Consider the following 21,749-nt stretch of genomic DNA (forward strand, 5'->3'; position numbering starts at 1 on the left):
TCTCCCACCCTTACGGGCCTACTATTATCGATGGCCCTGGCCCTCGCAAGCTGATTGATTATAGATGAGAGAATATTACGCAATCCCCATCCATTAATTTTCTGAGTTTTTAAGAGCAATGTCTATGTTGTACAATTCAGCAACAATGCTTAATTCTAAGCCGCTACTGCCGATAGTGTAGTTGCCAATAATATTAAAAATTTAAAAAACGTTCAAAAACTCGTCACGGACTTTTTCGTAAACCCTATAGATCGTTGTTGATGACTGATAAAATGAAATGATTGGTTTTTTTGGTAGGTATCCAATTGGGTTTTTGACTTTAATTTTTTGAGGGGTTTTTGGAATCAACGGATTTAAAGCCGATATTTTTACCAATTGCTTCTGGCGCCGGTTGTATGACGATTATTAGTCGCTTTTCTAAAAATTCTGTCCGGGTTTGTTCATTATGTGTTTCGCATGATAGAATGCAATGTTAATAAGCTCTTATTATACAATAGTTTAATTTTTCTTTAAATGTAAGCACTTTTCTTAGGAGAGCATTATACTCTTGAGAAGCGTTTTTCCGGTTGTGATAGGAGTATCATATTGTGGCACAGAACCGTTTTTCCGTCTCAGTGGAGGGAATGATTGAGAAGGTTGTTGCTTATGCAAAAGAGCAATTGTCTGATGAAAAAGTCACGTTAGTGACTAAATTTATTCGGCTTTTTTACGCTCCAATGGCGCTGGAGGATATTCAGGAGCGTTCTATTCCTGATTTATACGGCGCTGTTATTTCACAATGGGAATTAATGCTGCAGCGCAAACCATCCGAAGTAAAAATTCACGTTTTCAATCCTCAGTATGAACGAGATGGTTGGCAATCCACACACACCATTGCTCAACTTATTATAGCTGATATGCCATTTTTAGTCGATTCTATCCGTATGGAAATCAACCGCCTTGGTTTAACGACACATTTAATGATTCATATTGGCGGCATTAAAGTTTGTCGTAATAAAAAATATCAAATTGATGATGTTTTGACTTATCACACCGAATATCACAAGGAAGGCATGATTGAAGAAGCTCCTATTCATATAGAAATTGATCGCCAGACAGATCCTAAAATATTAGCGAATATTCAACGCAATATTTGTCGTGTTTTAAGGGATGTACGTGTTGCTGTTGAAGATTGGGGTTTAATGCAAGGCCGTGTATATGAGGCTATTACTGAATTAAATCCCGAAAAAATGCTGCAGCAGCCGGATGAAATTAAAGAGACAAAAGAATTTTTAAATTGGTTGATTAATGATCATTTTATTTTTTAGGATTTCGTGATTATGAAATGGTGGGTGAAGGAAAAGAGCAGGCATTGCGTTTAATACCTAGTTCCGGATTAGGTGTTTTACGCGATCATGCCCATAGCAAAATGTTGCGACAGTATCAGTATGCTGATTTACCAAAAGCTGCACGTAAAATGGCGTTGTCGACTGATCAAATATTGATTATGTTAAAAACCAACACGATATCGACAGTTCATCTGCCAGCTTACACCGATTGTATTGGCGTTAAACGTTTTAAAGAAAAAGGGCAATTAATTGGCGAGCGCCGCTTTATTGGTCTTTATACTTCCGATGTTTATCGCTCTGATCCTCGCGTTATCCCGATTATTCGCCTCAAGGTAGAATCTGTTTTAAAACGTTCAAAATTGCCTGCTAAGAGTCATGGATGTAAAGATATGCAACATATTCTTGCAACACTGCCTCGTGATGATTTATTTCATGCGACTACAGATGAATTGTTCGATTGGGCGATGGGAATATTGCATTTACAAGAGCGTCGCCGAATTCGTTTATTTATTCGTAAAGATGCTTACGGTCGTTTTATGTCATGTCTAGTTTATGTGCCGCGTGACAATTTTACGACGGATCTGGTGAAGCGCATGCAGGATATTTTAGTTAAAACATTTAATGGTTCGGATGTAAATTTTACGACTTATTTTTCAGAATCTATATTGGCTCGCATTCACTTCGTCATTCGCATTAATCCTCGGCGTTTACTGGAATATGATATTCAGGAATTAGAAAAAAAAATCATTAAAGTTGGTGAATCCTGGCAGGATGAATTTTATAAATATGCAATTAAACATTTTGGCGAAGAATTTGGGAATGATATTTTTAGCCGTTACCAGTATGCCTTTTCCTCAGGTTATCGAGAGGAATTTCTTCCTCAACAAGCAGTTTATGACGTAGAACATATCGAAAAATTGTCTCAATCAAGTCAACTAGGTATGAGTATTTATCGTCCACATGGGGTTGGGAAAAACGTCATTAGATTTAAATTATTTCATCCTGATTTCACAGTTCCTTTATCTGATGCTCTACCTATGTTGGAAAATATGGGTTTGCGGATTATCGGTGAACAACCGTATGAATTAACTTTTCTTAATGGACGTAAAATTTGGATTAATGATTTTTTAATGAATTATGCTAAGGAGCCTAAGTTTGAATTTGAAATTGAAACTGTTAAAACTCTTTTTCAAGAGGCTTATGAAAAAATCTGGTTGGGCATCGCAGAAAATGATAGTTTAAATCGATTAGTTTTAGAAGCGGGACTAACCTGGCGAGAAATTTCTGTTTTTCGCTCATATACCAAATATTTTCGCCAAATAGGCTTTACCTTTAGTGAAGGCTATATTGCTGACGCGTTGGTTGATAACCCAGAAGTAGCGCGACTACTTATTGAATTATTCAAATGTTATTTTGATCCAAAACGGGCACCGATAACGAAAGAAGAAGCTGAGGAAATCGAAGAGAAAATTCAAAAAGAACTGGATTCAGTCGTTGTTCTCGACCAAGATCGTATTTTAAGACGATATTTAACGTTAATTCATGCTACGTTGCGTACTAATTATTTTCAAGTGGATCAAGAAAACAATCCGAAGCCTTATCTTTCATTCAAGCTCGATCCTTCAAAAATTCCGGACATGCCTTTACCATTACCAAGATATGAAATATTCGTTTATTCACCTCGCTTTGAAGGTGTGCATTTGCGAGCTGCTAAAGTAGCGCGAGGCGGTATTCGTTGGTCAGATAGACGGGAAGATTATCGTACAGAAATATTAGGCTTAATGAAAGCTCAACAAGTTAAAAATTCAATTATTGTTCCTGCTGGTGCAAAAGGCGGGTTTTTACCTAAACGACTATCGCTGGATGCATATCGTGATGAAATAATGCAGGAAGGACTCTTTTGTTATCGAAATTTTATCGGTGGTTTATTGGATCTAACCGATAATTTAAAAGATGGTCAAATTATTCCACCTAAAAGCACCATTTGTTATGACGGATCTGACCCTTATTTAGTAGTAGCAGCGGATAAAGGGACATCCACATTTTCGGATATAGCGAATGATGTTGCTATTGAAAAAGGTTATTGGATGGGTGATGCGTTTGCTTCCGGAGGTTCTACGGGTTACGACCATAAGAAAATGGGTATTACAGCACGCGGTGCTTGGGTAGCAGCAAGGCGACATTTTCAGGATTTAGGAATCAATTTAGATAAGACAGAAATAACAGTCGTTGGTGTTGGTGATATGAGTGGAGATGTTTTTGGAAACGGTATGCTACTTTCGCGTCAGATAAAATTGGTTGCTGCCTTTGATCATCGACATATTTTCCTGGACCCAGATCCCGTACCGTTGACGAGTTATAAAGAACGATTACGATTATTTAATTTACTACGATCCAGTTGGGATGATTATGATCGAACGTTATTATCCAAAGGTGGGGGTGTTTATTCGCGAATGGTTAAAGCTATTCCACTCTCTCCTGAAGTTAAAAAATTGTTGCGAATTGAAAAAAATGTGATAGTCCCGAATGAATTAATTCGCACTATTTTAAAAGCGCCTGTGGATATGATCTGGAATGGTGGTATTGGCACCTATATTAAGTCCAGTCTAGAAAAAAATAGTGATGTTGGTGATCGCAGCAATGATAATTTAAGAGTGAACGCAAAAAATGTTCGTTCACGTGTTATTTGCGAAGGAGGAAATTTAGGGGTCACACAACTAGGTCGGATCGAATATGAATTGAATGGTGGAAAAATTAACACAGACTTTATTGATAATTCTGCCGGTGTGGATTGTTCTGATCATGAAGTCAATATCAAAATTTTACTCAATTACGTTGTTGCTCAGGGAAATATGACAGAAAAGCAGCGTAATGAATTGCTAGCGAGCATGACAGATGAAGTGGCGAAATTGGTACTGCAAGACAATTATTTTCAGAATAAAGCGCTTAGTTTAGCTTCCTATTTATCCGTACGCGATTTCGAGTTGAATAAGCGTTTTCTTGACATACTGGATCAGGAGAGAAAAATTAATCGGGACTTGGAATTTTTGCCAGATGATAAGACACTGCTTGAACGTCGTGCAGCAGGTTTAGGATTAACTCGACCTGAATTGAGTGTATTATTGGCTTATAGCAAGATTATTCTAAAATCTCAAATCAAAGCTTCAGGATTAGTTGAAGATCCTTATTTATCACGATACGTAGAAGATGTGTTTCCAACACCTTTGCGTCGTCGATTTAGCAGCCAAATGAAAGCACATTATCTAGCGAAAGAAATTATTGCTACACAACTCAGTAATCGATTAATTTCGATGATGGGTATCCCATTCCTCTATCAAATGCAGGATGAATTAGGGGTTTCTATACCGTCAATTATGCGTGCTTTTATTACAGCAATGAAAATATTTCAAATGGAAGAATTATTGACAAATGTTGATGCGTTAGATTATAGAGTAGATATTAAAGTCCACTATAAAATTAATGTGGAAGCGATTCGTTTAATCCGGCGGGCGTCGCGTTGGCTGCTACGGTATCGTCGTGGTGAGTTAGATATTGCGGTTACTATCAATCATTTTTCAGACCATGTTGCTGCGATTTGTTCCCGCTTGCCTAAATTACTATTAGGTGCTGATAAAAAAGTCATGGATGACCAGCAGAAAGCCTTAATAGAGCAATGTGTCCCTTCGGAATTAGCGTTCCGTATTGCTGGTATGCCGCCTCTTTTCCATGCGCTTAATATTATTGAAGCAGCAACCACCTACCACGAAGAAGTGTTTCGGGTAGCGAAAATTTATTTTATGTTGGTGGACCGACTGGATTTATTCTGGTTTCGTGAAAAAATTAATACTTATCCAGTGAGTGACCGCTGGGCTGTTTTAGCGAGAGCAGGTTACAAAGGGGATTTAGATTGGCTCCAGCGTGAGTTGACTGTACGTGTGTTGTTAGATACGAAAGCGCGAAGTATTCCAGGCAAGATTAATGAGTGGTTTGCTGAACATGAACCAATGATCCAGCGTTGGCAAAATATTTCAGCAGCCATGCGCAGTGCAGAAAAAAGACTTTGCTATATTATTTGTAGCGATTCGTGAGCTATTTGATTTAGCGGACAGCGTGACAAAATAAGGATTTCCAATATGGAAAGATAATCTTATGGGATACTTATAATTCTTTCGTATGGAGTGAATTATTTCTCTATTGGACAAAAATAGCCCACCAAATTAAATGTGCGATTTTTAGTTTTCCTAAACCATATCGCGGCTTTATATAGGTGGTAACTTATAAAAGTTCACTTGCATTTCCTCGGGAATCACCTTAGAATTTTTGAGTGGCTTATTCATTTAATCTTCATAAGGATCTAAAATTATGAGCAAAAAAGGTATTGTTGTCGCTTCGGCTCTTGCTGCAGCAGTTGTGTTGGGTGGGTGTGCTCCACGGCAGCCGATCCCTTCAAGTTCTCCTGCTTATCAAGCGGGACCAAGTATAAAGCTGGGTTGTTCCCACCATTATAAATATCATTGCAAGCGTACCCACCACAGATAAAAGTTAAAAATTATTTTATCGAAAAAGCCAGACATTCTTGCCTGGCTTTTTTATTCAAGCAAAGAGGACTCATTGTCTTGCCCATCTAGTTCTACTTTTTCAATTTTATTAAAGCGCCCTGTAATTTTTTGCGAAGATTTATGGACTTGGGTGACATCTTCATGGACTAAATCAATATGTTTAGACAAGTTGCCCATTCTTTTTTGAAAACGATCGAAATCTTTCCCTAGCATAATTAAATGCTCTTGAATAATGTGTATTTGTTTTCGTGTTGCTGCATCTTTAAGAACGGCTCGTGCTGTAGTAAGAATAGCCATCATTGTGGTGGGGGATACTAACCAAACACGAGATTTATGAGCCATTTCGACTAATTCAGGATAATTGCTGTGGATTTCCGCAAAGACTGCTTCTGCAGGAATAAACATGACCGCACCGTCAGTAGTTTCACCGGGAATAATGTATTTATCAGCAATGTCTTGAATATGTTTGCGTATATCTAGCCGAAATTGTTTTTCTGCCTGAAGGCGCTCATTATTTGATATAGAGTCGTTATGGAGTTGTTGATAATTTTCAAGCGGAAATTTTGCATCAATGACAATATTCCCAGTCGGTTCTGGCAAAAATAAAATGCAGTCGCATCGTTTACTATTAGTTAGTGTGTGTTGGATAGCGTAATGCGATTTTGGCAACATATTCTGAATTAAATTATTTAATTGCACTTCACCAAAAGCACCACGAGAGCGTTTATCAGCTAGTACTTCTTGTAAACTAACGACATTGCTAGATAATTCCGTGATTTTCTTCTGAGCCTCGTCGATAATCGTTAATCGTTTAACTACATCGGTAAAAGTTGCTGTTGTTTTTTCAAATCCTTCTGTCAATTTACGATCTACTTGGCCGCTAATTTCCCTGAGTCGTTGTTGAGTTTCATCAGTTAATTTATCCACCCGTTTACCAAGATTTTCAGTATGATTAACTAACGCTGTATTTACTTGCTCACGTACGCTTTTCATGCCTTGCAATAAACTGTCTTGAATCAATTTTAGACTTTTTATTTGGTGTGCATCAAACCGTTGTCTTTGCTCGTTTTGTTCTTTTTGTTGTTGATTAATTAGTGCTTGCATAAAATGACGCTGTTCATTTAATTGCTCTAGACGATCCTGTATAAGTAGTATTTTTTGGTCGATAGCTCGATAAATGTAGTGTTGTCGTTTAATACCAATGTATAATACGCCTATGCTGAGCATAATGAGTGTGGAAAATCCTGTGATCAGTATTGATTGCGAATCCATCATAAAATGCATAATATCAGATTCTTTTATAAGATATTACATCTAAGTATTAAAAGTAAAGATGAATAAAGGGCTGAGTTATGGATTAGATTTTTATATTTTTTCCAGTAATACCCATCATAAATGCTGACCTTGCCTGTTATGCACAATTTCTGTGGATAACTTTGTGGGTATTTTGTCAGAATGGCTTTTAATCTATTGATATCATAACCACAGATACAGATTGAGAATAAAATAAGCAAATAAAATTAATAAAATAAATTCAATAAGTTAAAAATTTTTATAAGACTTTGGTATATTTTTTAAAACGATTTGGCACTGTGTTTTATTATCAGTTAGACCTGTGAGCAACCTTGCCAAATTTTGAGAAACTTCAATGGAAATTAACTACAATGCACTTGTGAGTTGTTGTCCACACTAAGTCAAGACATTACTGCCTGCACTCACGGCAAGTAAACGTTCTGCAATCACCTTTAGTAGCAGTATCACAATACGAAGTTAAATCCAACCAAAAGAGAATTCATTCCCTCTGTTCTGCCACATTAAATGGATGGATTTCTCAGTGTTGGTAGCATTGTCATCAAGCTTCTGAAATTCTGCTAAGTGATTTCCAAGAATACCTGCTATGGAAAGAAATTATTCTATTTTCTAACAAAGTAGCAAATTTAGTCAGAACTGAAAGATTTAGAAAAGGAAACAAATAGCGAAGTACAGCATTTTATTCAATGGGGTGCAATCTACCCAATTAAAAGAACATCGCTGAATAAGCAGCCTAAATTACCAAAACGATTGGAATCTTATTCCTTATTTAAAATTGCCAACAGTTCATTCTACTAGGTTTCGATGAATTAGTGCCGTCGGTTCGACAATTTTTGGCAGTATTTAGAAAGCACTACCCCTATCACTACTCTGGCGAAAACGGAAACGTAGAAGTTCGCGTCAGTTATTTTTCTTCTCTCTTAAAAGCGAGATGGAAGAAAAATCGCAGAGCATTTGTCGCATCATTTAAAGGACCAAAAACATGAAATTTAAACTATGGCACGGAAAGCGCACGCTCAATGAGTCACTGATCCTGAAAAATCGGTTATATTATTTCTAATCTCTTCTATCATCGTTCTCAAGTTCTCCGTCTTTTTACAAAATTATTTCGGTCTGATAGACGATATTCCTCTTATCAAAACTGCGCTCGATATTTTAGAACTGAATTATTCATACATTGATATTATTCCACTAGAAGTTATTCTCTTGCTTATATCTCCTACTTATATTTTAGATGTAGATATTTGCAAATATTATGAGCTAAGTACATTGTATCGGATTGGAGAGACGGACGACCGTCAAAAAACGAGAACAAGTATATTGTATTAGCAAGCCATTGAATCTTTGTTAGGTTTAACCAATGTTCATACTTATTTTCAAGTTCTAGAAACTATAGAAAATGAATTTATGTTTGATTGCTTAATAACAAGCACAGCTATTTTGATAATGCTCTTCCAATGGTTTAGCAAGAGAAGTACAGATTCAACCAAATGTCTAATTGCATTACCTGACTCACGTTTTTGAAATAAGTGAAGTATAACAGTATGAAATTCATTTTTGATAGTAAACAAGTCCCACTTTTCAAAAATTGAAGGAAACCGGATAAATGTTCTTACAGGTCTATCAACATAGAAGAATAGATAAAAGTTTTCATTTCGATTAACTTACTAAAAGAACCTGAAAAGATGAATATTCTAATTCGTTGATACTATTAAAATGTAAACAGCTGATATAAACAGCACAATACTTTATTGGATTGAAAGTTATTTTAGATATGTGAAGGAGTATGAGAAATCCTAATACGGCGGAAAACTCCCTTCTAAAAAAAGGCTTCAATATAAACAAATTCGTCAAACTAAAAAGTTTGATACAACCGTAAAATAGGATTTTGATTATTATGGTTATTATGGAACGGTATGAAAAACACAAGGAAGTCTTGATCGCCCATTGATAAAAATCAATCTGTTTTTATTTGCTTTTAGGTTTCAGAGTGGAATAGTATATCAGATTAGTGCCGAACAAATTTAATGAGACAGGTTGTTGTACTCCCTGCTCTTGTATTTTCCATTTTCTAGTATAGCCTATACATCAATGTTGTTATTTATCCGATGGATTAATTTCTTATGATCAATAACTGATTCATTGTTGGTTGGATTACACAACTCTCATCCTCATAATTCAATAGTTATCTTCTGCCTTTCTTGTGCAGATATTGCCAGTTTTGCCAATATTAATCAGCATGAAAGTTTTATCTTGGTTGGATGGCATTTTATCGCTTAGTAAACCTTAGTTAGAGCAATATCTGTGATTCACTTACCATTCTTAGGATAAAAATCGTTTTTCGCTGACCGTATAGTGAGTGCAAAGGTACACGAGATATTGTGATAGTAGTCATTTCTGAAAGGGAAATTATGATATATTTTTCACCTTTCGCGAGCAGATGCCCTTCTAACACCATTAAGCATGATGGGTCAAAAGTTTAGTTTAATTCCGCTTGATTTGTTGGTGTAGAGTACTATAAATCGGTCGTGGTGGGTAACATAGCCGTATCTGTTCCTTCTTAGTAATACTTTTCCAAAATGGATTACAATTAGGTATCAGTTTCAACTACACTCCTATTGTTTTGCTATAACGTTTTGTCTAAAAATGATTATCACAACCGTATGATGTAATAATTACTGTGCGGCCTGCATTTCTCGAATTCTATTATCCGTCTTGATAATTAGAGTTTTAAAAGCAAGTGTTTGTCTCCAGAGTTAGTTGATACTACAAGAGACAACTAAATCGATAAATGAATGGCTATTTATAAAAATCATGAAGCGCATCTTTGATAATTTGAGTACGTAAACTAAACATCAAATAAATGTTGATATTATCAGAACTAAGACATTTTGCTGATTGAAAAATATGTTTTTATAATAGCAGTTATGTGAATAAGACGTTTTTATTGATCATACTGAAAATTTGTATGTTCTGGATAAACGATTAATACCTACTTCACGATACCCTGAAATTGCTCTCCTAGTCCGAAACAGCTAAAGAATTTTCTTCCAACATAATTTCAATTAATTTCAATATTGTTTTCTTAAAGAAAAGCTATTTTTAATAACTCGAAATATTTTTTGATCAGCCGTTGCAGAACATAAACTGGGAGTGCCTACTGTCGATGGAAATAAAATAAAACACTCATTGACCGAAGATAGTCGTTGTTTCAAATTATCAATGAGTGTTTAATATCCTTTCTTCTGGGAGATTGCTATGCTGTGCAAGGGAATGCAAATCTAAATAAGGCAATTTTCAAATGCGGGACTGTGGATATATATACTAAGGGGAATAAACGAGATGACAAAATTTTAAAGGAATGCGAATGTAAATTATTCTCTGTAAGATTTTGCTTTCTCAGGAAATGACAGGCGGTTGGTAGTGGGATTATGAATAAAAAACCCTTGATTCTCAACGAAACCGTAGTGGCTCAAAGTCGTTTGTTTGATATTAGAGAGTTTCATTTGCGCTTTTCCAATGGACAGGAGCGTCGTTTTGAGCGAATCTCTGGACGAAGGTATGGTTCTGTGATGATTGTTCCATTTTTAAATGAAGAAACAGTATTGTTAGTGCGCGAATATGGCACTGGAATAGGAGATTATGTGCTGGGCTTCCCAAAAGGAGCTATGGAAAATAAGGAAGATATTTTAATTACCGCCGAGCGCGAATTAAAAGAAGAAGTAGGGTATGGTGCACGTGATATGTCAATGATTGCTTGTTATAGTGCTTCTCCAGGTTATTTGCATTCGATGATGCACATTATTGTTGCTCGAGATCTCTATAGGGAAACAGCCTATGGTGATGAGCCTGAACCTCTCGAAATTGTCCCGTGGAAACTTTCTAACCTAGATGAATTATTGGTCCATCCTGAATTTCACGAAGCGCGCAGTGTTGCTGCTTTATTTTTAGTGGAGTGGAGGCGACGTGGACAATGAAGCGGAGTAGCAACAAGATTGCCTGGTGGTGGTGATTTAAATACGGAATATAATGCACAAGCGTCTGATTGTCCCAATCCTATCTTTTCTTTGTTGCGACTGGCGATCTTACCTAACAAAACAAAAATCATTTAATAATGAGTAGAAAAAAGAAGGAGAGCCTAGTGACCAAGCATATCAAAGTTGTATTAACTGGAGCAGCAGGACAAATTGGTTATGCGTTATTACCCCGTTTAGCTTCAGGGCAAGCTTTTGGAGTAGAAACAACCCTTGATTTACATTTACTGGAGATTGAGCCTGTTCTACCTCATTTGAAAGGGATCGTAATGGAATTAGAGGATTGTGCTTTCCCCTTGTTACGCAATATCATAGTTACTTCTGATCCGTACATTGCATTCTCAGACGTGAATTGGGCTCTTTTAGTGGGTTCTGTTCCACGTAAGGCTAAGATGGAGCGTAAAGATTTGTTAGAAAAGAATGGTGTTATTTTTGTAGAGCAAGGTAATGCGCTGAATGAGAATGCAGCGAGTGATGTGCGTGTGCTTGTTGTCGGTAATCCCTGTAATACTAATTGCCTAATTACTATGAATAATGCACCTCATATTCCAAATAATCGGTTCTATGCCATGACGCGCCTTGATCAAAACCGCTCAATTGCCCAGCTAGCACTTAAATCTGGCGCTAATGTGACTGATATAAAGAACATGATTATTTGGGGCAATCATTCTTCAACGCAATATCCTGATTTTTATCATGCGACAATAAACGGTCGACTAATTCCTCATGTCATTCGTGATAAAAACTGGTTGACGGAAAATTTTATTCCCTTAGTTCAACAACGCGGTACTGCTGTGATTAAAGCTAGAGGTGCTTCTTCAGCAGCTTCTGCAGCCAATGCTGTGATTGATAGTGTATGGAGCTTAATTAATACGACGCCAGTGGATGACATCTATTCAGTGGCCTTATGCTCGCGAGGTCAGTATGACGTGGATGAAGGTTTAATTTTCTCATTCCCTTGTCGCACGGAGAATGATGTTGTTAAAATCGTCGAAAATATTCAACACAATGAATTTGGCCAACAGAAATTGCTAAAGACGTTGGATGAGCTGCGGAAAGAGCGGGAGATGGTGATGGCATTAGGGCTTATCTGAGCCCTAGTAACCGTATAGGTAACAACAAGAGATTTATATGGAAGATTAAATTTCCATATTACCGGGGTCATAATCTTGAAACATAATAACTGGTTCTAAAGATATCAGTTCTGGAAGATGTCATATTGTTCAGATGACATATTGTGAAGGGAAGGGTTTGACGTTACAAGAAATAAAGGATAAATCAAAGAATAAATTGGCTATTTTAGGAATCGAAACCTCCTGTGATGAAACCGCTGTAGCTCTTTATGACGGGCAAGAGGGTCTGCTCGTGCATGAGGTTTATAGCCAAGCGGTTCATACGGAATATGGGGGTGTCGTTCCTGAGCTTGCCTCTCGTGATCATATTCGGAAGACTTTGCCTTTAATTGGAAAAATTCTTACCGATGCGCGATTATCTAAGAAAGATGTTAATGGCATCGCTTACACGAAAGGTCCTGGGTTGATTGGTGCTTTGATGGTTGGAGCATCGGTGGCGAAAAGTTTAGCCTATGCGTTGCAAGTCCCCGTAGTGGGAGTACATCACATGGAAGCACATTTGATGGCAGTACAATTAGAAAAAAAGGCGCCTGATTATCCATTTATTGCTTTGCTAGTTTCCGGTGGGCACACATTGTTGGTGCTAGTGAAAAAGCTAGGTTGCTACAAGCTGTTGGGTGAAAGTATAGATGATGCAGTGGGAGAAGTATTTGATAAAACGGCAAAATTATTAGGTCTACCTTATCCAGGCGGCCCTGCGTTAGCGAAATTAGCTGAAAAAGGTAATCCTACTCGTTTCTATTTCCCGAGACCTATGGTCAACAAACCGCATCTCAATTTTAGTTTTAGTGGTTTAAAAACACATGCTGTCCAATGTCTTAGACAGCATGGCGGTGATCAGCAAACACGAGTAGATATTGCGCGTGCCTTTGAAGATGCTGTGGTAGATACCTTGGCTCAAAAATGTTTGCGTGCTGTTAAGAAAACGAAAATAAATACATTAGTTTTGGTTGGTGGTGTAGCAGCCAATAAAAAATTACGTCAGCGACTCAACGAGATCATGACCAGCCATGCTGGAGAAGTATATTATCCACGCCAGGAGTTTTGTACTGATAACGGTGCAATGATTGCTTACACAGGTTGGTTACGCCTAAATGCCGGGGAAAAAGAAGATAATGTGATTCACGTTCGAGCCAGGTGGCCGATTGATTCACTCACTATTGTAGATTGTAGATGAGACTAAAGAGCCTATGACCTTATTTCGCACCGTTTGTCTCTCAGTAACTGTAGGAAAATTTTTGACACAAGCAAGACCGAAGGGTTTTAACGTCTACAAAGATCAATTTTGCTTTCTGTACCTTGACAAAGTCTCTGAATGTTTGTCCAGTGCTTCCAGATAATTAAAACCGCCATCAACAAAACTGGAAAAAAGTAATCTGTATGAGCACCAACCATCATAAAAATTGGAGCGGCGACAGCAGATAAAAGAGCGGCGACAGAAGCGTAGCACGTGAAATATGCAACTATGAACCAAACTAAAATAGTAAATAACCCTACACAGAATGACAAACCGACTAAAGCTCCCATCATCGTAGCAACGCCTTTGCCACCTCTGAAATCAAAGTATATAGGGAAAATATGACCAATGACAGCGACAATTCCTACAAAAGCCAGACTCGTTCCATGAACATGAAAAAACCGACCAATAAGAACAGCAACGAGCCCTTTTAACCCATCAGCCAGCAAAACGTAAATAGCGGCCGGTTTTCCTACGAGTCGCAATACGTTGTTAGCTCCAGCATTACCCGAACCCACTGTCCGTGGATCTGGAACACGCATCAGTTTTGCAATGATAACGGAAAAAGAAAGGAAGCAATAAGGTATGCTAGAATAACGCTGATAAGAAATCCCATTATACCTATCCTTTGATTGAAAAGTTGGAGTAATCATATCGATTTATGGGTGAAATGTCTACTTCAACAAGTAATCACGGTAATATCGAAGTTCTTCGATAGAATCACGGATGTCTTGCAAAGCAAGATGTTGTGATTCTTTGATAAGACCGCTCATGATTTGAGGAGCCCAGCGTTGGGCTAGGATTTTTAAGGTAGAAACATCGAGATGGCGATAATGGAAGAACTGGTCAAGTGTAGGCATGTAGCGGTGCAAAAATTGTCGATCTTGATAAACAGAATTACCGCAAAGAGGAGATTTTCCTTTTGGTAAGTAGTTCTTCAGAAAAGCCAGGGTTTCAATTTCTGCTTTCATTTCAGTTACGCTAATAGTTTTGACACGCTCAATTAAACCCGAAGCGGTATGATGAAAAGTATTCCAATTATCCATCGCTTCTAAAACTTCGTTTGGCTGATGAATGGCAAACACCGGTCCTTCGGCAAGGATATCGAGATTACTATTAGTCACAATTGTTGCAATTTCTAAAATACGGTCTCGAATAGGATCAAGTCCTGTCATTTCAAGATCAAGCCATATAAAATTCTCTTCATTAATAGTCATTATAATTAAACTCAAGCTAACTTTTCATGATAACAGCCTTCCATATAAAAGTTGTATAGTTATTTTGTAAAGAACACTACTGATATCTTATCAAATGTTAATTACGAATCCTTGGTCTAAATTATAGATTTTTCGAGCATCGATTAGCCCTACTTTCTCGATGTTTGTTGGTAGCCAATTAATGCTTGTAATCTTATTTCTAGGATCATTTTCCCTGCTGAGAAATAAAAAGAGACGACATTACATGTATACCGTTTTCATGCCCATTAATTTAGAAACCCTAAACTTCAAAAGAATAAAAACCAAAATTAGTATTTGTGTAAAATTTCTTTATGATTGTTTAAGCGAATAAGCTGCGACAAACCATTTAGTAATAGCTCGATACTTAGCTGATAAAGGCATCAATAAATAAAAAATCAAGTTTCTAGCTTTTTAGTCATTAACAGTAAACCTTATTGTTAATTGAAGACAAAGAATACAAATTAAATGTAATTAAAGTAAAGATAAGAAAGATAACAAACAAATTATCATCATTCAAATCAATGTATTCCGTGTGTTTGCAATCATATTTCTGATTTAGCTTTAAAAGCTAACTTTTTAGAAATCCAGAAGAAAGCAATATTAAATATGTGAATTACAGTATTGGTTTACTATTTATCTTCTGGTTTGTGGATGGCAAAAGTTTTAATAACTACTAGAAGAAACCAAAGAACATTTATTGAAAGTTTAAATCTATAAGTTGGAGAGCACTGCATTGGTTTTTATTTATTATAAAGTACTACACTGTATCAGTTATCCTGTCGCGCAAAATCTATATAGAAAAATTTAGATTTATCGATTGTTAGATTGTTAGTTGATCTATCAAGGAAATTAAAAAATTATAGAAATTAAAAAAATTATATTTATGAATCCGACTAATAATTTAAAAAATTATTATATTTTTAAGCTGAACTTTATTCGTTCCATAATGTTATTCTATCTTTATTAAAAATTGCAGGCGAAGCGACTTGAAATACAAGAATAATCAATACAGAATACTACCTGAAGTTACTAGGCACGCTCCTATTAACTGCGATTTATAATTATCGCCTACAAATTCTGTTTTATTTTCTAAAATTCACTTTTATCCACTACAGCTGATCAAAACATTTTGACCCTTAGTTGTAATTTTATGTATTGTTCCTGATTACTGCTTTACCGGAAGCCCCTATCAAACTTACCTATCCGGTAAGAACTACTTTATTTCATTTTTCTTTTTTAGACTGCTCATTTTTCCATTCTTCTTTATATATTGTTATTTTGCTCGTTCAGTTTCTCTTTTTGAACAATTCCTCTGTACCAATCTAGAAGGTCAATCGCTTTTCTTAAGCGGTTATTTTTTTGTTCGACAGTACATGTAGATGGCTTTACTTAAACCAAAGAGACTAATGAATAACCACGCAATTTCAATTACGCCTGAAGCTAAATTCCAAGTAAAAAATAAAGAAAGTAAAATTAAACTTGCACCCAGTAAATTCATGAATGAATACGTGATGCTGCTCTGATCAAGTTTATAAATTTGCAATAAAAAATAAGCTAATAAAACGAAAGTAACGCCAATTATACCGATGATGTTGAATTCAGATGATAAAAATTTTAAAAAAATGCCCATCGATTCCCTATATAATTTACCATTAGCTATTCACATATCCTCAACACTGTTAGCCCATTATTATCATCGCTCATCTTTCTTCTATCAGGCGCTGAGACCAAATCGCCTAAGGGACAACGGAAGGCGACAAAAATGGAAAAAAGATGGATAGCCTTTACGTCAAAATACATTCTACCTCATAACCACCGTATTTTCGGATATTAATCACACCGCTATCTAAAATTAAATATTGCCCTTTTATCCCTAAAAGATAGCCATTAATTGAAAGCGTTTTATCTAGTAATAATACTTTTACCTTTTCTGGGTACTTCAGAACCGGATAATTTAATCGCGTCACGATCGAGGTTCTAACCGGATAAATGTCTCCTGATTTAAATTGACCGATGACCATTTTGAGCGAATAATTTGCTTTTTGGAATAAAGCATCGCGGGCTGAAATCAAATTGATTTCTTGTGTTGCGTTTTTCAGCATTTTCCGCCAATTCGTCCGATCCGAAACGAAATCTTTTAATGCAACTTCGAGGACACCGGCTTGGTAGCGATTCGCTGTGTAGAAAACAGGCACTGCTTGTAATGCTCCTTGATCAATCCAGCGCGTTGGCACTTGAGTATTGCGTGTGACACCTACTTTTAATCCGGATGAATTAGCTAAATAAACTACATGTTTTTGATAACAATGTGTATGCGCCCAGTCGTCTGTTGGACATCCCTTTTCAACCCGGCAACATTCAGGATGAATAATGCAGAGATTACATTCCTGTAGTCGACGCAAACACGAAAAACAAAAACCTTGCTGAAAACTTTTATTTGTTTTACGACTGCACTGAATGCAGTGAATAATTCCAGTATGGTTAAAAGCAATCGATTTACCAAGCAACTCATTTAATAATATTTCTTTATCTTCTAAAAGCAAATAATAATCAACTGTTTTATTTAAAACAGTCTTTAACTTTTTTAAATAACCTGTAATTTTTTTCATGATTTTTTATAAATAACACACATCCTTTGACTGGCCCCGTGCCGACAATAAAATTTCTGAATAATCCAATCAATAATCGATACAGATCTAAAACATCAATCTTGTTTCTTGTTTCTTGTTTCTTGTTTCTTGTTTCTATCACTCCCTCTTTCTCCTGTTAAATTTAATTCATCTAGGCGTCGCTTTAAATATTCCCAGGGTTCTTAGTCCAACATTCTGTAAGCAGCGTTATTGTTATTTTTTAATCTTCAAGAATGATAACACCGCTCTCACCCCATCATCATTGATTTCCCTTTAGTAGTTAAGATTCCATTTTGTGAAAATGAGAGTTTGTAGTGATCACTGAAATCTAGCATTCGCTGAAGTGATATTTTAGCTTTAGCAATTATTTCTGACTCCACCATAATTTCGTTATTACCAGTAATTAGTGATCGTTCCAAGTGCTGCAAGTTATTCATAGCCATCCAAGGACAATGTCCGCAACTTTGACAAGTTGCTCCATGACCTGCGGTAGGTGCTTCCATGAATGTTTTGTGAGGAGATTTCTGCTGCATTTTATAAAAAATACCGCGATCTGTTGCCACAATAAAAGTATGATGAGGTAATTCCTGGGAAGCTTGCAGTAATTGTGATGTAGAGCCTACTACATCTGCTTGATTTACTACTGCAGGTGGTGATTCTGGATGAACTAAAACAGCTGCTTGAGGATACCGCCTTCGTAAATCCGCAAGTGCTTCTCCTTTAAATTCTTCATGTACAACACAAGCACCATCCCATAACATCATGTCGGCACCTGTCATTTTCTGAATATAATTACCCAAATAGCGATCCGGAGCCCACAGAATTTTTTTGCCTTCTTCATCTAAATAATTAATGATTGCTAGCGCATTCGACGATGTTACTACCCAATCAGCACGAGCCTTAACAGCTGCCGACGTGTTACAATAAACAACTACAGTGCGCCCAGCATTTTCATCACAAAATTGAGAAAATGGTTCAATAGGGCAAGAAAGATCAAGCGAACAGGTGGCCTCCAACGTCGGCATTAAGACACGTTTTTCATGACTAATAATCTTTGCACTTTCTCCCATAAAACGAACCCCTGCAACCATTAGCGTTGTTTCGGAGCACTGACGTCCAAATTGGGCCATCGCAAGAGAATCTCCCACAAAACCCCCTGTTGCATCAGCTAAAGCCTGTATTTCAGGAGGTGTGTAATAGTGGGCGATAACGACTGCGTTTTCTGCCTTCAATAAATCAGAAATGCGTTCAATAGTTTGATTAGATTTGGACATTTTAGTATATTCTGGAGAATTATTTATTCTTATCAGAGATTGAATGGTGGTAAGATTTCCAGATTTCAAAACCACCAATTAAGCTATACACTTCTTTGAAGTCTTGCGCCGCTAAACGTTTCGCTACTGATTGACTACTTACTCCGTGATAGCAGTACACTAGAATAGCTTTCTCTTTATCAGCCTTATTAGAATATTCCTGCAATGCTGCCATCGAAAGATGGATGGCGTTGGTAATGCGCTCTTCTTCGTAGCTGTCTTCATCCCGCACATCGACAATCACGATATCGCGCTCCCTTATTAGCTGCTTTGCCTCGATATGAGAAATCTGTTTATACATTATTTCAGCCCCCTCTCAGGTACTGTAAATACATGAGAATGCTATTTAATTATAGCACCCCTATCATACCCGCTCAATCTTTCCTGTCGTAAATAGGTAATCCAACCAAAGATTTGTCAAAATCTCCTGAGTGCGGTTTTGAGACAAACGTTCATCAATGTTTTTGAGATCTACCACCTCCATGGGCTGATGTTGCCAGGAGCAAGCATAAACTGCTTTGGTTCTTTTCCCTGTTACAGGATCAATCTGCCACTGTAAACATTGAGCGCAAACTCCTTTCATCATACATTGCATGGGACCGTAAACAGAAGCGATGAATTCTACGTCAAAGTGAAAATATTCTTTCAAAAAGCTCGCACGAGCTTTTTGAACACACCTCAAAAGTTTGGTTGAACCCACTACGTACACTTGATCAATGGATTGCAGTGGAACAGATGATGGCTGCAGTGCATAATCACGCAATACTGCAATCAATTCTCCTTGCCTCGTTCTATCTTGAGGCCGGGTAGTATTAATTTTTTCTCCTTTCTTCGTGATCCATAAAATAGCGTCGCTCGCAACTTCTAATTCTTCTCTACAAAATAATTCTTCGGCTGTTTCCATCATAGCTACATAGAAAATTCGATGGCCTGCGCGGCGAAGAATAGGGCCTAAAGAGCGCAAGTGGGAAGAAGCCATGCAGCAGTCACCGATAACCATAATGGTTTTTGACCCATCTGGAGCTTTGCTAGCGCATCCTGTAGGTCCCATTATAGAAATCGGCTGATTTGGCTTTAAAGTAGCAATTAATCGAGAGCTCCCGCCGCGTTCTGATACCATAAAACTCACTACATCAGGGTCATCATTTTGATTAACGCCAATCATAGCCAGTGTTTCTGTTTGTAAACGAGTGCCTGCTACTAGTGGGGAAAGACATTCGTAATTTTGTAAACGATAAAACTGACCCACTTCAAAATTTCGAGCCGCCATGGGGGCTCTAATTTGGCATTCTACCATCTCAGGTGTATGTCGTCGCACAGTAACTATTTTAGCCTGGAAAAGGGTTTGCATTTGTTGACGAAATTTGTCGTATTCAATACGATCGCCACTAAACAGATGATTATACTGTAAGGCTTCGACGATTTTCGGATAAGTCCGTTTCGCTGAGGCAATAGCCTTTACAACACTGCCGTGAAATATAGGATGAGTATCACCCAAAAAGCTGACGCGATAGCCATCTTTTTCATAACCAGTGAAAGGTCCAAACTTTTCCATTTTACAATGCCCTAATTCACTAACAGCTTGCAGCTGATTGTCAACTAATTCAAACCGCTTATAATTGAATCCATCTCGTAAAAATATATCTTTATGCTCATAACTATAAGCAATATTCGGGCTTGCTCCAGTTGCAACAAAAATAGAGCGAGCTGGTAAAACTTGATCTTCATCCGTTAAAATCCATACCCCCTTATCATGAATACGTGATCGACAAATCAAGGCAGATACCCATCCTTGTTTATCCACTTCTACGGCTTTCGGTTCAAGACCTTCAGCATAGTAAATACCTTCTTCCAACGCTTTTATTACTTCTTCGTGATTGTGTTTATAGGCTGGTGATTCTTGCATGGTACGCCGATAAGTGACAGTTACTCCACCCCATTGATGAAGAAGTTGAGTAAAATTTACAGACCGATTTTCTTCTTTTGCTTTTTGACGTTCCAAAGTAACTATTTGTCCGTGTCGCAGAAATTCATCAAGGATCTCCAGAGACGCTTTATCAAAATGCGATCTTACTATTTTTTCTCCAAAATATTTTTTAACTATTCCATATCTCTGTCTTATTTTTTCAACTTGAACAATATAGTAAGCTTGCACTTCTGTTGCTGTATCAATGGCGGTTAATCCACCTCCTACGACAACAGCTGGCAAGCGAACTTGTAAATTTGCTAAGCTCGAAAATTTAGCAGCACCAGTTAATTGAAGAGACATTAAAAAGTCATTTGCTTGCCGCATACCAGGTGCTAAACTGCGAGGAATTTGCAATTCTCTCGGCAAGCCGGCCCCCACGGCTACTGCCAAGTGATCAAAGCCCAATCGCCACGCATCCTCAACAAGTAGAGTTCCACCAAAACGCACACTTCCAAATACTTGAAAATATGGGCGTCTTAATAAACTAATGTAAATTAATTTTAAGAAATTCTTATCCCAGCGTACAGTGATCCCATATTCAGCAACTCCCCCAAAACCAGCCATTACTCGATTATCTAGACGCTCTTTTAATTCGGCATAATTATGAATAGGTTGAGTGATAATGTCTCGTGGTAATGGTTCGATTTTCAAACCTTCCGTTCCTACTACCGCAAAACCTTCCATTAAAAGATGATGCGCCAACGTAAAACCTGCTGGCCCCATCCCCATAATTAATACCTTTTTTCCATTATAGGGCTTTGCTACATATTGTTCACAGCGTAAAGGATTCCAACGAGTCAACAAATCGTAAATTTCAACACCCCAAGGAAGCTTTAACACATCGGTTAAAATACGTGTCTCTGTTTGTGGGATATCGACAGGCTCTTGTTTCTGATAGATACAGGCTTTCATGCAATCATTACAAATACGATGCCCCGTCGCAGGACACATCGGATTGTCAATCATCACAGTCGCCAAGGCCGCAATGCCGAAGCCT

11 protein-coding genes and 2 pseudogenes are annotated in these 21,749 nt (G+C 37.3%); 5 read left to right on the forward strand and 8 right to left on the reverse strand.

Translation table 11 applies throughout. From position 1 onward, the window contains the following. The first annotated feature begins 623 nt into the window (after window positions 1-623). Window positions 624-5,450 (forward strand): annotated as a pseudogene (locus tag LG660_RS01430) (NAD-glutamate dehydrogenase). Window positions 5,451-5,690: 240 nt separating this feature from the next. Further along, entirely contained in the window at window positions 5,691-5,867 is a 177-nt protein-coding gene (locus LG660_RS01435; RefSeq protein WP_258267592.1) for a hypothetical protein, read from the forward strand. Between the two features lie 50 nt (window positions 5,868-5,917). On the opposite strand, the gene LG660_RS01440 is transcribed toward LG660_RS01435, so the two are convergent. Next, a complete protein-coding gene (locus LG660_RS01440; protein WP_258267704.1) occupies window positions 5,918-7,159 on the reverse strand; it encodes a DNA recombination protein RmuC in 1,242 nt (413 codons plus the stop codon). A gap of 3,470 nt (window positions 7,160-10,629) precedes the next feature. Here LG660_RS01440 and nudE point away from each other — a divergent pair. The 3 genes from nudE (at window position 10,630) to tsaD (ending at window position 13,542) form a co-directional block, all read left to right on the forward strand. After that, window positions 10,630-11,175 (forward strand): ADP compounds hydrolase NudE, encoded by a 546-nt coding sequence (nudE, locus tag LG660_RS01445; protein WP_258267593.1) that lies wholly within the window; start codon window positions 10,630-10,632, stop codon window positions 11,173-11,175. A gap of 164 nt (window positions 11,176-11,339) precedes the next feature. Beyond that, entirely contained in the window at window positions 11,340-12,326 is a 987-nt protein-coding gene (locus LG660_RS01450; RefSeq protein WP_258267594.1) for a malate dehydrogenase, read from the forward strand. Between the two features lie 196 nt (window positions 12,327-12,522). After that, on the forward strand, window positions 12,523-13,542 hold the full coding sequence (gene tsaD / locus LG660_RS01455; protein ID WP_258267705.1) for a tRNA (adenosine(37)-N6)-threonylcarbamoyltransferase complex transferase subunit TsaD: 1,020 nt from the start codon (window positions 12,523-12,525) through the stop codon (window positions 13,540-13,542). An 86-nt stretch (window positions 13,543-13,628) separates the two neighbouring features. Here the strand turns inward: tsaD and plsY are convergent. The 7 genes and pseudogenes from plsY to LG660_RS01485 all read right to left on the reverse strand — a co-directional run bounded on the left by plsY (window position 13,629) and on the right by LG660_RS01485 (window position 21,718). Further along, window positions 13,629-14,218: pseudogene (gene plsY / locus LG660_RS01460) on the reverse strand (glycerol-3-phosphate 1-O-acyltransferase PlsY). A gap of 58 nt (window positions 14,219-14,276) precedes the next feature. Then, window positions 14,277-14,819 carry an oligoribonuclease gene (gene orn, locus LG660_RS01465; protein ID WP_258267595.1) on the reverse strand — a complete coding sequence of 181 codons (543 nt, stop codon included), beginning with the start codon at window positions 14,817-14,819 and terminating at the stop codon, window positions 14,277-14,279. 1,372 nt (window positions 14,820-16,191) lie between these two features. Further along, a complete protein-coding gene (locus LG660_RS04485; protein ID WP_444861385.1) occupies window positions 16,192-16,470 on the reverse strand; it encodes a CBU_0592 family membrane protein in 279 nt (92 codons plus the stop codon). Window positions 16,471-16,624: 154 nt separating this feature from the next. Further along, a complete protein-coding gene (locus LG660_RS01470; RefSeq protein ID WP_258267596.1) occupies window positions 16,625-17,449 on the reverse strand; it encodes a DUF2797 domain-containing protein in 825 nt (274 codons plus the stop codon). A 269-nt stretch (window positions 17,450-17,718) separates the two neighbouring features. Beyond that, complete coding sequence (gene nadA, locus LG660_RS01475; protein WP_258267597.1) at window positions 17,719-18,744, reverse strand: quinolinate synthase NadA; 1,026 nt, start codon at window positions 18,742-18,744, stop codon at window positions 17,719-17,721. 19 nt (window positions 18,745-18,763) lie between these two features. Then, on the reverse strand, window positions 18,764-19,087 hold the full coding sequence (locus tag LG660_RS01480; RefSeq protein ID WP_258267706.1) for a thiosulfate sulfurtransferase GlpE: 324 nt from the start codon (window positions 19,085-19,087) through the stop codon (window positions 18,764-18,766). Window positions 19,088-19,147: 60 nt separating this feature from the next. Then, entirely contained in the window at window positions 19,148-21,718 is a 2,571-nt protein-coding gene (locus tag LG660_RS01485; protein ID WP_258267598.1) for an FAD-dependent oxidoreductase, read from the reverse strand. Window positions 21,719-21,749: the final 31 nt, after the last annotated feature.

It is taken from the genome of Coxiella-like endosymbiont (assembly GCF_024730665.1).
Lineage (GTDB): Bacteria > Pseudomonadota > Gammaproteobacteria > Coxiellales > Coxiellaceae > Coxiella.

What these genes read in the sequence shown, in the direction of transcription:
- nudE (WP_258267593.1), top strand. Translation starts at nt 10,630, where the DNA reads ATGAATAAAAAACCCTTGATTCTCAACGAAACCGTAGTGGCTCAAAGT.
- LG660_RS01485 (WP_258267598.1), bottom strand. Translation starts at nt 21,718, where the DNA reads ATGATTGACAATCCGATGTGTCCTGCGACGGGGCATCGTATTTGTAAT.
- nadA (WP_258267597.1), bottom strand. Translation starts at nt 18,744, where the DNA reads ATGTCCAAATCTAATCAAACTATTGAACGCATTTCTGATTTATTGAAG.
- LG660_RS01440 (WP_258267704.1), bottom strand. Translation starts at nt 7,159, where the DNA reads ATGGATTCGCAATCAATACTGATCACAGGATTTTCCACACTCATTATG.
- LG660_RS01470 (WP_258267596.1), bottom strand. Translation starts at nt 17,449, where the DNA reads ATGAAAAAAATTACAGGTTATTTAAAAAAGTTAAAGACTGTTTTAAAT.
- LG660_RS04485 (WP_444861385.1), bottom strand. Translation starts at nt 16,470, where the DNA reads ATGGGCATTTTTTTAAAATTTTTATCATCTGAATTCAACATCATCGGT.
- LG660_RS01435 (WP_258267592.1), top strand. Translation starts at nt 5,691, where the DNA reads ATGAGCAAAAAAGGTATTGTTGTCGCTTCGGCTCTTGCTGCAGCAGTT.
- orn (WP_258267595.1), bottom strand. Translation starts at nt 14,819, where the DNA reads ATGACTATTAATGAAGAGAATTTTATATGGCTTGATCTTGAAATGACA.